The sequence below is a fragment of the Nesterenkonia aerolata genome (assembly GCF_031470965.1).
In the GTDB taxonomy this organism is placed as follows: domain Bacteria; phylum Actinomycetota; class Actinomycetes; order Actinomycetales; family Micrococcaceae; genus Nesterenkonia; species Nesterenkonia aerolata.
This window is the reverse complement of sequence record NZ_JAVKGR010000001.1, coordinates 555,905-569,673: the sequence shown is the minus strand read 5'-3', so window position 1 is coordinate 569,673 and position 13,769 is coordinate 555,905. Positions and strand designations below refer to the sequence as shown.

The following is a 13,769-nucleotide window of genomic DNA, read 5'->3' as shown; positions in this document are numbered from 1 at the left end:
ACAAGGGCGCGAGCCCCTTGACTCACGACACCTCCACACTCAACCGCGAATGGCCGCATAAGGAGCGTTTCGGGGTCGAGCTCATCTGTCGCACATTGGCTGCGACAGAGGGTGGGTTCATTACCTCACGGGGCTACCGGGCCGCTAAGGCCCGGGTCCGCTCGGCCCGGGGGTTGAAGGACGATCTGATGATCCCTGAGATACAGCGGATCCACGCGGCGAACTACGGGGTCTATGGGGTGCGGAAGATGTGGCATGCCCTGCGCCGTGAAGGCTGGGATATCGGCCGGGACCAGACCGCCCGGCTGATGCGCATCGCCGGAGTCAGTGGGGCACTGCGGGGCCGGAAGCCGGTGACCACGGTGGGAGCACGGACCCCTGATCATCGGCCTGACCTGGTCGAACGCAACTTCAAAGTCCCTGCTCCGGGGCTACTTTGGGTCGCGGACATCACCTACGTGCCCACCATTGCCGGGTTCGTCTACACCGCTTTCGTCATCGACGCCTACAGCCGACGGATCGTTGGCTGGGCAACCCGTGCAACGATGACTACCGAGGCGCTGTCCTTAGAAGCGTTGGAACACGCCCTGGTCACCGCCAGAAGGCAGGAGGGCGCCCAGCTGGTCCATCACAGCGACCGCGGGGGTCAGTACGTTGCTGTGGCCTACACTGAGAAACTCGCTGATCACGGGATCCGCCCCTCGGTCGGGACTGTGGGAGATTCCTACGACAACGCCCTGGCAGAGACGGTCAACGGGTTGTACAAGACCGAGCTGATCTACTCCCAGCCCTCATGGAGCTCCCTGACCGAGGTCGAGTTCGCCACGATGAACTGGGCCCACTGGTGGAACACCGCCCGGCTGCATGAGCACCTCGGATACCGCACCCCAGCAGAAGTCGAAGCCCACTACTATGAACCCCAGCAGGAACAGATTCCTGCACCAGAACAGCGGAACAAGACCCAGGACGGTTCATCAACGGCATCAGCGGCAGTGAGTTGGAATCGGCGGCTACAAGTCGCGCGACCTGATTTGCTGGGTACCAGTTGAGTGACCGAATGATTCGAATCCGAGTGATGCCTTTGGTTGTGGGGGTGAATCTCTACTCTTAGGGTCACTTCAGCAGTGCCAGGTTGAACCCGTTGGCATGGATGATGTTCAGGTCATAGGGCATCTTCTCGAGGATAACTAGCTCTGAGTTCTGCGGCTGGGTGTGAGTGTGCCCAGCCACTAGTCACGCAATTTCGGATGAAGTTGCTCGGCTTGCTTTCCATGAGCTCCGAACCTGTAACGCACGTGTCTGACTGGTGAGTGCGTTCGCAGTGCGATTGAAGATATGCTGTTGAGCTACTTAGAGTCAGTGATAATGGATGGCTCGATGAACTGGTGCTCTGGATAGTCTCCACCAGTCAGGTAGTTCAGACAAATATTCCCGATAGATTCTCCAAATTTTCGTGCTCTAATATCAAGAATAATATCGCTTTTAACGAGTCTTGATTCCACTTCGCTGGTAGTTAAAACTATACTCCTGTGGCCGTCTTTACTGAGAAGTGCGTCGAAGCCGTCTTGCGAGCGGGTGACCAGGGCTAGAAGGGGGCCACCAAAGATAATCACGTCATATCGCGTCTCGGCTCCAGACCATTCGGCTAGCATTGCTGGCGTCGGCCACTGGTCGGGTTTGGCTGAGACGGTCCAATAATTTGCTAACAGTTGCTTCCTTTGCCACCAATCATGGTACTCAGATAGTAATTGATGCGACCATGAATAATCATATGCAGCTTCGAAAGCCAAGAATATCGGATGTTCAATTAATCGTTCTTTATGAAGTCGATCAAGTGCAGATCTCAACATGGTTCGGTAGTCGAGTTCAACGACTGCTGCGACTCTGCTGGAGGATATACCCTGGATGCGTCCTGCTGTGAACAGCGGTACATGAGACTCGAGGTTGGCGCTGAGCGGGGCGTCAGAGATCCTCGCATCAATCACGATCACCGCTGCGAAGTCATCCCACGAGCTAGCATCAGTCTGACTTTCCGCATCCGCGATAACGGTGAGGTCAAGATGCCCGCGGCCAAGCTCATCCGCCAGTGCCATCGTGAAGGGCATGTAGAACTCTTGGGCCATGACCCGGCGGGGAATGTACAGGCCAACAGTTCGACTCGTCCGATTTCGAAGCTCTTGTGCGGCTCGATTGGGTGTGTAGCCGATCGCTTTGGCGACCTCCCTGACGCGTGCACGGGTTGTCGGAGAAACGCGCCCAGTCTCTCGGAGCGCATCGGATGCAGTAGTCATCGATACGCCGAGATGACGCGCCAGATCACGCAACGTCGGAGATTTGCCGGGCATTTCTACAGCCTAGCTGTCTCGGGGGAGATAGGTTCGCAGCGTCCGTTGCTACGGCGACAGGCGGTTCATGTGAGGTGATGCATGCCTTCGATCTTTCAGCCGCCGTGCCCAGTCACCTGTGACCTTGCATCAACGACAGCTTGGATAGCCTTGTCCTGATCTGCCGTGAGGTCGTGCACGGGATACTCGTCGAAGGCCCAAGAGTAGGGGTCAGGTGTTCGCGCAGTAAAGCCCGCGAGTGACTCGATGACTGCGAGGCCGCAGAAGGGAACATACATAGGTGAGTAACCGCCTTCGTGTGAGAACACGATCTTTCCATCGCAGGTTTCGTTTGCGAGAGCAATCAGGCGTTCTGTGATTTCGGCATAGCCTCCAGCCGACACACACATACGTCCGAGAGGGTCGGCCGAGGAGGCATCGAATCCACAGCTGACGATGATCACGTCAGGCTGGAATGACTCGACGGCAGGTGCCACGCACCTGTCCAGTGCTGCTTTGTAGGCGCCGTTTCCGCATCCTGCAGGCAGCGGAACGTTGATGTTCGTATAGTCGCTGTCGCTTGATCCGACTTCATCGACCATGCCGGAGTCAAGGGGGAAAAGGCGATCCTGGTGCAGGGAGATCGTCAGAACATTCGGATCATCCCAGTAGATCGACTGTGCTCCATTTCCATGGTGAACGTCAATGTCCACTATGGCGAATCTCTGTGCGAGTCGCAGTCGCCGGGCTTCCTCGATAGCGATCGCAACGTTCGAGAAGATGCAGAACCCCCGACCTGTGTCACGTTCGGCGTGGTGACCGGGAGGTCGGACTAGCGCATACGCATTGTCTACACGGTCCTGGAGAACGGCGGTCAGTGCGGCAGTGGTTGCTCCTGCGGCCATTTGTGCGATCTCGAAAGAACCCCTTCCAAAGGGAGAGGAGCCGTCGCCTGCGTCACCACCCGATTGGCAGCTTTGCTGCTCAATACTGTCCACGTGTCGGCGGGTATGGACGGAGAGGAGCATATCCCTGGTCGCTGGTGAGAAGTCCAGATCTATGAGGCTTTCTCCAGCACCGCTGACTTCGACCAGACTGTGCATGCGTGCTTTTGATGCTGCACTCTCGAAGTGCTCGAGTGGTTGGAGCAAACCGCCAGATGGGAGGAACCCTGCGTGGGTTGAAGTGTCATGCCAAGCGAATCGCTCGTGCCAGATGTAACCGGTTCGACGTGTCGCAGTTCCCGGATGAGAGGTCATTACCGTACAGGTCCTTTCGTCGTTTTCAGTTCATTGAAGAGGCTGTCGACCCGCACCTGCTCTGCCCCGCTGTTCGGTGTGAGGTACGCGAGGCTGACCATGACGGTGACGTTTACGGCCAACCCCACAACACCGGAGGTGAGGCCGCCGAGCCATGGGACAGACAGAGGGTAGATGAGCTGAACTGCGGCCGCCGTGCAGAACCCTGACAACATGCCCAGCGATGCGCCGAGGGCGGTCGCTCTGCGCCAGAAGATCCCCAGGAACAGCGCGGGGGCCAGCTGGCACACGCCTTGATACGACACTTGAGCAAGCACAATGAGTCCGCTGTCGGCGGCCGCTGTGAGCATGGCGCCAGCTGATGAAGCGATCGTGACGGCACCGACTGCCAACCGACCGATGTTCGCATTATTGACTTTCTTACCTTGGATCGGTCCGATCACGTCATTCGCGACTGTGGCTCCGATTGCTTGCAGATTTGCGCCGACGTTGCCCATTGAGGCGCCGAGCACACAGATTGCTGCGAGCCCCAGAAGGAATGGTCCGCCGACAGATGTCACAAGGAACCACACTGTGTCTGGGGCCGCCTGGACCTCCGGCACAGATGATGCCAGGAGTGCCATCACGTTGAGCGCCGTTGCGAAGACCAAGAGTGTGGGCATCGCCTGCATAGCTGTCTTGCGAATGGTGCGAACGCCGTTCTGAGTGAAGAGACGGACGAATATGTCAGGCCAGCACCAGCCGCCGAGTGCTCCAGTCAGTACGAGGGAGAAGAGATACAACGGTCCAAGGTCGCTGCCAGGGCCAGGCAGGTACAGCATCTCAGGGTCGATCTGAGCGAATCCGTGTCCGTTGGCGATCAGCCAGAAGATGATGCCGAAGATGATGATGGTGCCGATGAGGTAGGCGAAGATGCCCTGAACCAGGTCTGAAATCATGACTCCACGCATGCCGAAGCGTACAGTCCAGATTTGGCGAATGGTCAAGAGGACGACACCGAGGAGGACAGCAACGACGGGTCCGATCGAACCGTCCGAGGAGAATGAGAATATAAGGGCCAAAGATTGCATTCCCAGGACGACCCACGGAACTGACGCGATGATCCCGATGACGGCAGCGATGACCTGAACATTCTGAGAACCGTAGCGCAGGCGAATGAGATCGGCCTGTGTGCGGAGGTCGTATCGCTTTCCCCACAGGTAGACGGGCCTCGCAAGCAGGTACATGATGATGCTTGCCAGAACGCTGTACTGGACGAGGTAGAAGCCGACGACTCCGCTTCCTGCGGTGAGCCCGGCGAACGAGATGAAGACAGTTCCGGGTAACCATGTATTGATGAAGGCTGTGGTCCCGAACAATGAGTTGAAGGAACGTCCTCCTGTGGCATAGTCAGAGAAATCGTCGTCCTTCTTGGCGAAGACTTCCATGACGACGATCACGAGGATCATGAAGGCAAGGATCATGCCGAAGACAATCCACATCGTGGTCACTCCTCTCCCGCTGGAATGACGACATTGAGGATGTAGATGATCACCGTGACCACAACGGTGCTTCCGATCATGTAGCCGAGCGACCACCCAAGGTGGCCGTTCCCGAACAGCCAATGCAGGGGCGGGAGCAAGATGACGGCTCCGGCCGTGGCGATGAGGGAAGTCGCCAGTCGGGACGATGACTTTCGGTGGGTCATGCGCCTCTACCTTTCGGTGCAAGTGATCAATTTGGGTGCACTGCCGTAACGTTCCGGCACACCTTGAGTGTGAGGCATGCCACACTGTGCTGTCAACGGAATCAGTTGTGAGAACGACTATCCGGTGTGCAGTCAGCGGGATATTGATGCCTTGGACTATCTATTCGCTTGTGAAGCGGCAGCTTGGCGATGTGCGTCCGAGGTGCATCGACTGCGATGAGTTCGGCCAGCATTCGGTGATCCTGTTGGTAAGTGATATCGGTCGGTCGACGCTCCGAGGGAAAACTCATAGTTTCGGCGTCGAGTACCGTTTAATCAGGTCTCACGGTGTTTGATGAGGAGGTACGGATGTCACAGGGGTCCTCGCCGGTCCAAGGTAGGGCGCAGGCCGTCGTCCAGGAGCTGCGCACCGGGCTGTGGCACTTCCGCAAGGGCGGAATCACCCAGGTGCGGACGTGGCGTCGACGTCGGCGGATCGCCGGAAGCAGGCCGGACGCTCAGGCTGCTGAGACACCGGCACAGGCGGGCAGCACGCGCAAGCAGGTCAGTTTTGACCCGGCAGTCCTGCCCGAGCGGGCACCGCGCTTCCCGGATATCCGGGTCGCCGTCATCCTCGACGACTTCTCCATGATGGCCTGGCGCTACGAGTTCGAGACGCTCGCCGTCACCCCTCTCCACTGGCGCGAAGAGCTCAGTGAGCATCCTGTTGACCTTCTCCTCGTCGAGTCCGCATGGCACGGCAACAAAGACGCCTGGCAGTACCAGCTCACCGGCTCGAAAGCCCCCAGCCTGGCCCTGCAGGAGCTCGTCGCCCACTGCCGCGAGCAGAACATCCCCACGGTCTTCTGGAATAAGGAGGACCCGCCGCACTTCGAGGACTTCCTCGACACCGCCCGGCTCTTCGACCACGTCTTCACCACAGACGTCACCCTGCTCACCCAGTACCGAGAGGCCCTCGGCCATGACCGCGTCGGCGTGCTGCCCTTCGCCGCGCAGTCGGCCATCCACAACCCGGTCCGTCCGCAGCACGGGTTCCACAGCCGGGATGTCGCCTTCGCGGGCATGTATTTCGCGCATAAGTTCCCGGAGCGCCGGGAGCAGATGGACGTCCTGCTCGGCGGCGCCGCTGATGTCTCACCCCGGATGTCCAAGGGCTTGGAGATCTTTTCCCGCTTCCTCGGCGACGACGAGCGGTACCAGTTCCCCGGAGACCTCGGAGACCGCGTGGTGGGCTCGCTGTCCTACCCGCAGATGCTTACCGCCTATAAGGCCTACCGGGCGTTCCTCAACGTCAACTCCGTGGTGACCAGCCCCTCGATGTGCGCCCGCCGCATCTTCGAGATCACCGCTTCCGGTACCCCCGTCATGTCCGCGCCCTCCCAGGCGATCGGCGAGTTCTTTCCCGATGATGAGGTGCCCACCGTCTCCACCCGGGAGGAGGCCGCCGACGTCGTCCGTGCCGTGGTCCGTTCCTCCGAGCTGCGGGACCGTATGGCCCACCGCGCCCAGCGCCGCATCTGGCGTGGCCACACCTACACCCACCGTGCGGGCACGGTTCTGCAGGCTGCTGGCCTTGACCACCAGGGCGACGTCACCACGCTGCCCACGGTTTCGGCGCTCTCGGTGACGAACCGCCCTCACCAGATCGAGCATCTGATCACCCAGGTGGGCCGCCAGGAACATGTGCAGCGCCAGCTGGTGCTCGTCACCCACGGATTCGAGCTGCCCGATGCCGCCCGTGCGTATGCCCGCGAGCAGGGCATCGAGGATCTGATCACCTTCGCTGCACCGGGGGACTGGTCCCTGGGCGCGTGCCTGAACGCGGCGGTCGAGCGTGCTGACGGTCAGGTGTGTTCGAAGATTGACGACGACGATCTCTACGGACCCTGGTACTTACATGATCTGCTGCAGGCACGGATGTACTCTGCCGCCGACGTCGTCGGTAAGCACGCCCACTACATGTACCTGCGCAGCACTGATGCGACGCTGCTGCGTTTCCCCTGGATGGAGCACCGCTACACCGACCGCGTCATGGGCCCCACCATCACCGCTGGCCGAGAGGTGTTCCGCGCTCACCCGTTCCAAGAGATCTCCCGCGGCGAGGACACCGGCTTCCTGGAATCGGTGGTCAGCGCGGGAGGCACCGTCAATTCGGCGGACAGGTTCCAGTTCACCCAGTGGCGCGGTTCCACCGGCCATGCCTGGGCAATGGATGACCGGCAGATCCTGGCCACGGCCGATCTCGCCTGGTATGGCCGCAATGATCAGCACGTCGCAGCGTGAGCACGTGGTGGCATCCCAACCCTCAACGTCAGCTTGATGTGCCCCAGGGCAGAGCTGATTTGCTGTGTTAGCCTGACGCCGTTCTGGCCTGGGCGGTGCTGTCCAGGAAAGGATCTTCAGAATCCGCTTTCACTGAGACCTTGTTGTCTACCCCGGAAGTGCTAGCTCATGACACCTCAGCGCCCTGTGATGGAGACCGTCTGCGTTGTCGGACTCGGCTACATCGGCCTCCCTTCTGCTACCGTGATCGCCCAGTCCGGTTCCACAGTGACCGGTGTGGACGTCAACCCCGCCGCTGTCGACGCCATCAACCAGGGCAGGGTCCCGTTCGTGGAGGAAGGGCTGGAGACTGCCGTCGCCGGCGTCGTTGCCCAAGGCCGGCTCAAGGCCCAGACGGACGTGCCGCACGCGCAGGCTTATATCGTCGCCGTCCCTACTCCGTTCACTGAGGGACACCGAGCGGACCTGAGCTACATCGAGGCCGCCGCGCGGAACATCGCCCCGCAGCTGACGGGTGGAGAGCTGGTCATCCTCGAGTCGACGTCCCCTCCCGGAGCCACTGAGCGCATGGCCGAGGTGATCTTCGAAGAGCGTGATGACCTCACCCAGCAGGAGGGCCGCCCCAACACTGTCCACTTCGCCCACTGCCCGGAGCGCGTGCTGCCCGGGCGCATCATGGTCGAGATGGTGGAGAATGACCGGATCATCGGAGGTATCACGCCGAAGGGGGCGGAGCTGGCGCGGGATCTGTACGCCCAGTTCTGCCGGGCGGAGCTGCTGCTCACCGACGCCCGCACCGCGGAGATGGCAAAGCTGACGGAGAACGCGTTCCGTGACGTCAACATCGCCTTCGCCAATGAGCTTTCGCTGATCGCAGACCACTTGAAGATCGACGTGTGGGAGCTCATCGAGCTGGCCAACCACCACCCCCGGGTCGACATCCTGCAGCCGGGTCCAGGCGTGGGTGGGCACTGCATCGCCGTGGACCCGTGGTTCATCGTCTCCGCAGATCAGAAGAACTCGAAGCTGATCTCCATGGCCCGGCAGGTCAATGATTCCAAACCGGAGCGGGTGATCGAGAAGGTCATAGCCCGAGCTGAGCGTCTGCGGGAGCCGGTGGTCGCCGCTCTGGGCATCGCGTTCAAGGCCAACATCGACGACCTCCGCGAATCCCCGTCCAGGAACATCGTGGGCGACTTGGCAGCGCGACTGGATACCGGACGTGTCCTGGTGGTCGAGCCCAATATCGACGAACTGCCGGGCGAGCTGGCTGAGCGGGAGAACGTCGAGCTTGCGGAGCTGGACGGCGCCGTCGAGCAGGCCGACATCGTCCTGCTGCTGGTGGACCACGATCAGTTCAAGACCTTCGACCGCGATCGGCTCCAGGAGAAGATCGTCATCGACACCAAGGGCCTCTGGCGCTGATATCTGCCCTGACTGAGACCGCCGCTGGATGATAAGTACGAGCCACGTATGATCTTCCCCCGACGGAACATTCCGGGGGAGCCCGACACGCAGCGAGCGACGGGCCCCGAACCCGTGACTCACCCGGCACCTGAGGCCGAGGCCCAGACCACGGACGAGCCACGAGATTAACAACGCCTTGTCCTTCGTGAAGCTGCTCAGCGTGCAGCGGCCGGTGGACACCACGATCAAGCCGTACTGCTGTTCCGGTAGGCCATCGATGCCGCTGCGCATACGGCAGACGGCGGGAGGCCTGGACTGCCAGCAGTGCCGGGTCATCCACTGCGTGCTGCCACACCGCCTGGGAGAGCAGCCCAAGATCGCGCAGCAGAGCGCGGAAAGACGGCGACCGCGCCATAGCACTCCCTCCGCTGGTCCTGACTCGGCGGCATCTCCACCCGACGGCATCGCATGGATACCCGAAGTTCCCGATCCTGCGGCACAGAGTACAACTGCTGTCCTGGCTGCCCCAAGCCCCCGTTCAGGGAGAGGTTGAAGGTCTCAGCGGCCCTCAGCCCCGGGAGAAGAGCCCCGGTCAGCGGTCTCAGCCCCGGCATCGGCGTCGTCATCGGGGCTGACCGTGGAGATCGCACCGGTCTCAGGATCCCACCCATCGGCTCAGGTGCCGGTCTCGAAGTCATAACCCACCGGATTGCCGTCCTCATCAGTGCGCTGATACCACTCGGTGTACTCCGCCGCCGTGGAATCGATGATCTTCCCAGCACCCTCACCCGGACGTGAGGGGATGACCTGCAGCTGCCAGTCATCGCCGTACCGGTCCACCCCGTCCAGCACCGCATTCGACAGCGCCTGCTGAGCGTACTGAGTGCGCATCGACTGCGGGTCAGTGCCCAGCTCGCGCACAAAACCGACCATCAGCACCAGCAGCACCAGCGCGAACGGCAGCGCGGTGACGATCACCAGATTCTGCAACCCTTGCAACGCGGTCTCACCACCGATGAGCAGCATGATCGTCGCCACCCCGGCCATCACCAGGCCCCAGAAGATGACGGTGAACTTGCGCGGATTCTGATCCCCCTGATTGGAGAGGATGCCCATGACCACCGAAGCCGAATCCGCCGAGGTGATGAAGAAGATCGCCAACACCCCCATCACCACGAACGGCAGCCACTGCACATACGGCAGCTGCTCGATGATCGTGAACAGCACCTCCGGCGGAGCCATCTCATCACTGAACCCGGGCAGACCCTCCCGGTACATGAAGATCGAGGTCCCGCCCATGATCCCGTAGGCGACGAACAGCAACGAGGACGGGATCAGCGTGACCCCCAGCAGGAACTGACGCAGCGTACGGCCCCGCGAAATACGTGCGATGAACAGCCCCACGAACGGAGACCAGGAGATCCACCAGGCCCAGTAGAACACCGTCCACGTCGATTGGAAGTCCAGCGTCTCTCCGCCCCAGGAGGCCGAACGGCCCATCAGCTCGAACAGCGAGCCCAGATACTCCATCAGTGCGGAGGGCAGCAGATTCAGCAGGAACAGGGTCGGACCCAGGAAGAACACCAGGGAGACGATCCCGATGGTCAGCACGATATTGATGCTGGAGAGATACCGGATCCCGCGGGAGACGCCCGAAACCGCTGAGATGATGAACCCGCAGGTTAGCACCGCGATGATGCCCACAGTGATCACCTCAGTGACCTCGACGTCGGTCACCACCGTCACACCCTGACCGATCTGCAGCGCAGCGATCCCCAGCGCCGCGGCGGTGCCGAAGAGGGTCGCCACGATGGCGAACATGTCCACCAGCTTGCCGGCCAGGCCCTCAGAATGCCGCTTGCCGAACAGGGTCTCGAAGATCGAGGACATCAAGAACACCCGGCCACGCCGGTAGGCCGCATAGGCCACCGCACCACCAACCAGCGCATACATCGCCCAGGCATGGAAGCCCCAGTGGTAATACGTCTGAGCCATCGACATATGGATGGCCTCCACCGTCTCCGCCTCGACGGTGTTCGGCGGGGGAGTGTGGAAATAGGTCAGCGGTTCCGAGGGGCCGAAGAACAGCACCCCGATGCCGATCCCGGCGGCGAAGAGCATCGCCACCCACGCGAAGTTCGAATACTCCGGCTTCTCGTCATCCCGGCCCAGCCGGATCCGTCCGTACGGGGAGAGCGCCACCACCAGCACGAAGGTCAGCACCACCATCGCCAGCACATTGAACAGCCAGCCGGCGTGCTCCATCGTCCAATCGAAGGCCGAGCTCGTCAGCGCGTCCACCGACTCCAGACTCACCGCACCCCAGATGATGAACGCGATCGTCAGCGCCCCACCGAGTACGAAGACGAACGTGTCCAACCGGTAGCGGCGGCGCTGCTCATCGATGCTGATTCCCGGCACCAGCGCCGGGTGGATGTCATGCGGATAGTCCTTGCGCGGCCGGCGGTACGGGCTGATCCGCTCCAGCGCGGCGCCTGCCCGGCGCACCCCGGACCGGCGCGTCGACGCCCGGCCGTTCTCCGTACTCGGTGCTCCCCGCTGCGGTTCCTGCGGCGGCTGCTCGCCCGTCATCCCAGAATTCCCCTCCATGTGCTGTACCTGATGGCTCTGACCTGCGGTGATTCTCCGCGCCGGACGGCATGGGCACATCCGGGGCGGTGAGGCACATCATAGGGCACATCCGGCCAGAGGGGCGCAGGGCATCGACCTGGCAGCCCCGCGGGAGCGTGGGTCAGCCCTCGCGGATCTCGTGTACTCCGGAGAGGAAATCGTGCAGGATCGGGCCGTTGGTGGTGGAGCCGAAGTCCCCGTCCTCGACGAAGATCGCCACCGCCAGATCCCCCTGGAAGGCGATCACCCAGGTGTGGGCATACATGTCATCACCCGAGCCGACCTCCGCGGTGCCCGTCTTCGCGTAGACGTGCTCACCGGGGATCGACTCCATCCCATCCAGCGTGCCGACGTCGACGGTGCCCTCCAGCAGCTCGGTCAGCGCGTCGGCTTCCTCCTCGCTGAGACCGGATCCGCCGCCGTCTTCGTCGTCGCCGTCGTTGCTGTCTTCGCTCGCGCCGTCCGGGACCACCAGATGCGGCTGCACCGTCTGCCCGGAGGCTACCGAGGCCATCACCGTGGCCATGCCCAGCGGGGAGGCCTGCACCACCCCTTGGCCCAGCATGTCCGCAGCCAGCAGGTTCGCCTCAGAATCGGCAGGAACCGAGCCCATCTGCACCGGCAGCCCGAAGTCCTCATTATCCGCCAGGCCCAGATCAGCGGCCGCCTGATTCAACTGCTCGGCATCCACATCGGTGGAATTATTCGCGAACACCGTATTGCAGGAATCCGCCACCGCCGTGTGGAAGGGGATCGACCCGACGCTGCTGCTCGGATACCCCGGCACGTTGTTGAACTGCTGACCGTGGACCACTGTGGAGGACGGGCACTCCACCGTCGAGTCCGGGGTCAGCCCCTCCCGCAGCATCGTCAGCGCCGTGACCACCTTGAACGTGGACCCCGGGGCATAGAGGTGCTGCAGACCGGACCCCACATACCCCTGACCCGCCGCGGCCAGCAGCGCACCGTCGGAAGGACGCAGTGCGACGATCGAGGACTCCTGACCGACGTCGGCGACCACCTGCTGGGCCAGCCGCTGGATCTGCGGGTCCAGACTGATCTGCACATCCTCACCGTCAGTCGGCTCCGACTCATACAGGGTGTCGCCGGCCAGGCTGATCCGCAGCCCGTCCTCACCGCTGAGCGCCTCCTCCTGAGAGGCCTGCACCCCCGACTGGCCGATCAGCGCCGCCGGATCCAGATCCGGGTTCTCCTCCAGATCCTCAGCGGTCACCGGACCCACTGTGCCCACCAACGCGGGGGCGAGATCCTCGTCCAGCGGCAGGGACATCGACTCCTCACGCGCCACCGCGCCCGGAATCTCCTCGACCTCAGCGGCCGTGATCTCATCCGAATCCGCCCGGTGGACGGTGGCCTCCACGAAAGCGTCATCACCGTGACCGACCACCTGATCGGCGAAGGTGGAGGCATCGATGCCCACCAGCTCCGCCAACGCGGAGGCCGCCTCACGCTGCTGCTCCTCGGTGGGGCCGCCGTCGTCATTGCCTGTGACGGAATCATCCTGGGCCTGCAGATCAGCCAGGATCTGCGTCTTATCGATCCCGATGCTGTAGACGGCGCGGTCCGAGACCAGGGCCCGGCCCTCGCCGTCGAGGATCTTGCCGCGCTCCGGGGCCACGGAGGAGACTGACGGCCCCTGCTCCCCGGTGAACTCCGGCAGGATCATCTCGGTGTCCGGCTCCAGCTGCCAGGTCTCATCCTCCTGTGCGTAGACCAGCTCCGCAGTGGTCTCGTACTCCCAGACCTCGCCCTCGGCGCCCAGATCATCCAGCGCCCACCCGTGGTGCAGCGAGACCGTGGCCCGGGGTGGCTGGACCGAGTCCTCCTCCGGCTCGGTGACCTCCAGCCCGGCCACCGTGACTTCCGGGGCAGTGTCCCCGAAGGGCTCATGAACCGTCTCCACCCCCGAGGACAGCGACTCCAGATCCCCCTCCGCTGCGCTGAGATCCGAGAAGTCCCCGGTGGTCAGGGCCTCAGCCAGTTGCTCCGCCGTGGCCTCAGGGTCCGGGCGCTGGTCACCCTCGCAGGCGCTGAGCAGCAGCGCGGTGCCGATGCTCAGCGCGCCGAGGCCTGCCAGCCGGGCGGCGGGGGAACCAGTGGTACGTGGGCGGTGAGAGTCAGGGTCCTGTGCATCAGCGGAAAGAGTCATGATTCCTC

The 13,769-nt window shown here is 62.4% G+C and carries 8 protein-coding genes and 1 pseudogene; 3 read left to right on the top strand and 6 right to left on the bottom strand.

Features of this window, described 5'->3' with window-relative positions:
* Positions 1 to 914 (top strand): annotated as a pseudogene (locus tag RIL96_RS02555) (IS3 family transposase); the annotation flags it as partial.
* A gap of 432 nt (positions 915 to 1,346) precedes the next feature.
* On the opposite strand, the gene RIL96_RS02550 reads toward RIL96_RS02555, so the two are convergent.
* The 4 genes from RIL96_RS02550 to RIL96_RS02535 all read right to left on the bottom strand — a co-directional run bounded on the left by RIL96_RS02550 (position 1,347) and on the right by RIL96_RS02535 (position 5,270).
* Positions 1,347 to 2,345, bottom strand: coding sequence for a LacI family DNA-binding transcriptional regulator (locus tag RIL96_RS02550; RefSeq protein ID WP_310547418.1), 999 nt, complete (start codon positions 2,343 to 2,345; stop codon positions 1,347 to 1,349).
* Positions 2,346 to 2,440: 95 nt separating this feature from the next.
* On the bottom strand, positions 2,441 to 3,583 hold the full coding sequence (locus RIL96_RS02545; protein ID WP_374761825.1) for a histone deacetylase-like amidohydrolase: 1,143 nt from the start codon (positions 3,581 to 3,583) through the stop codon (positions 2,441 to 2,443).
* Positions 3,583 to 5,064, bottom strand: a complete 1,482-nt coding sequence (locus RIL96_RS02540) for a sodium:solute symporter family protein (RefSeq protein ID WP_310547416.1) — start codon at positions 5,062 to 5,064, stop codon at positions 3,583 to 3,585. The genes RIL96_RS02545 and RIL96_RS02540 overlap by 1 nt, the downstream gene beginning before the upstream one ends.
* A 5-nt stretch (positions 5,065 to 5,069) precedes the next feature.
* Positions 5,070 to 5,270 carry a hypothetical protein gene (locus RIL96_RS02535; RefSeq protein WP_310547415.1) on the bottom strand — a complete coding sequence of 67 codons (201 nt, stop codon included), beginning with the start codon at positions 5,268 to 5,270 and terminating at the stop codon, positions 5,070 to 5,072.
* A 348-nt stretch (positions 5,271 to 5,618) separates the two neighbouring features.
* Between RIL96_RS02535 and RIL96_RS02530 the strand changes: the two genes are divergently transcribed.
* Together RIL96_RS02530 and wecC are read left to right on the top strand one after the other, a co-directional pair.
* The gene (locus RIL96_RS02530) at positions 5,619 to 7,553 is read left to right on the top strand and encodes a glycosyltransferase family protein (RefSeq protein ID WP_310547414.1); all 1,935 of its coding nucleotides are present in this window, start codon (positions 5,619 to 5,621) and stop codon (positions 7,551 to 7,553) included.
* 168 nt (positions 7,554 to 7,721) lie between these two features.
* The gene (gene wecC, locus RIL96_RS02525) at positions 7,722 to 8,978 is read left to right on the top strand and encodes a UDP-N-acetyl-D-mannosamine dehydrogenase (RefSeq protein ID WP_310547413.1); all 1,257 of its coding nucleotides are present in this window, start codon (positions 7,722 to 7,724) and stop codon (positions 8,976 to 8,978) included.
* Between the two features lie 657 nt (positions 8,979 to 9,635).
* Here wecC and RIL96_RS02520 read toward each other — a convergent pair.
* The gene (locus RIL96_RS02520; RefSeq protein WP_310547412.1) at positions 9,636 to 11,552 is read right to left on the bottom strand and encodes a BCCT family transporter; all 1,917 of its coding nucleotides are present in this window, start codon (positions 11,550 to 11,552) and stop codon (positions 9,636 to 9,638) included.
* Between the two features lie 160 nt (positions 11,553 to 11,712).
* Positions 11,713 to 13,761 (bottom strand): penicillin-binding transpeptidase domain-containing protein, encoded by a 2,049-nt coding sequence (locus RIL96_RS02515; protein ID WP_310547411.1) that lies wholly within the window; start codon positions 13,759 to 13,761, stop codon positions 11,713 to 11,715.
* Positions 13,762 to 13,769: the final 8 nt, after the last annotated feature.

Excerpts from the sequence above, each read along its gene's own strand:
- RIL96_RS02550 (WP_310547418.1), bottom strand. The coding sequence starts at position 2,345 with ATGCCCGGCAAATCTCCGACGTTGCGTGATCTGGCGCGTCATCTCGGC.
- RIL96_RS02545 (WP_374761825.1), bottom strand. The coding sequence starts at position 3,583 with ATGACCTCTCATCCGGGAACTGCGACACGTCGAACCGGTTACATCTGG.
- RIL96_RS02540 (WP_310547416.1), bottom strand. The coding sequence starts at position 5,064 with ATGTGGATTGTCTTCGGCATGATCCTTGCCTTCATGATCCTCGTGATC.
- RIL96_RS02535 (WP_310547415.1), bottom strand. The coding sequence starts at position 5,270 with ATGACCCACCGAAAGTCATCGTCCCGACTGGCGACTTCCCTCATCGCC.
- RIL96_RS02530 (WP_310547414.1), top strand. The coding sequence starts at position 5,619 with ATGTCACAGGGGTCCTCGCCGGTCCAAGGTAGGGCGCAGGCCGTCGTC.
- wecC (WP_310547413.1), top strand. The coding sequence starts at position 7,722 with ATGACACCTCAGCGCCCTGTGATGGAGACCGTCTGCGTTGTCGGACTC.
- RIL96_RS02520 (WP_310547412.1), bottom strand. The coding sequence starts at position 11,552 with ATGACGGGCGAGCAGCCGCCGCAGGAACCGCAGCGGGGAGCACCGAGT.
- RIL96_RS02515 (WP_310547411.1), bottom strand. The coding sequence starts at position 13,761 with ATGACTCTTTCCGCTGATGCACAGGACCCTGACTCTCACCGCCCACGT.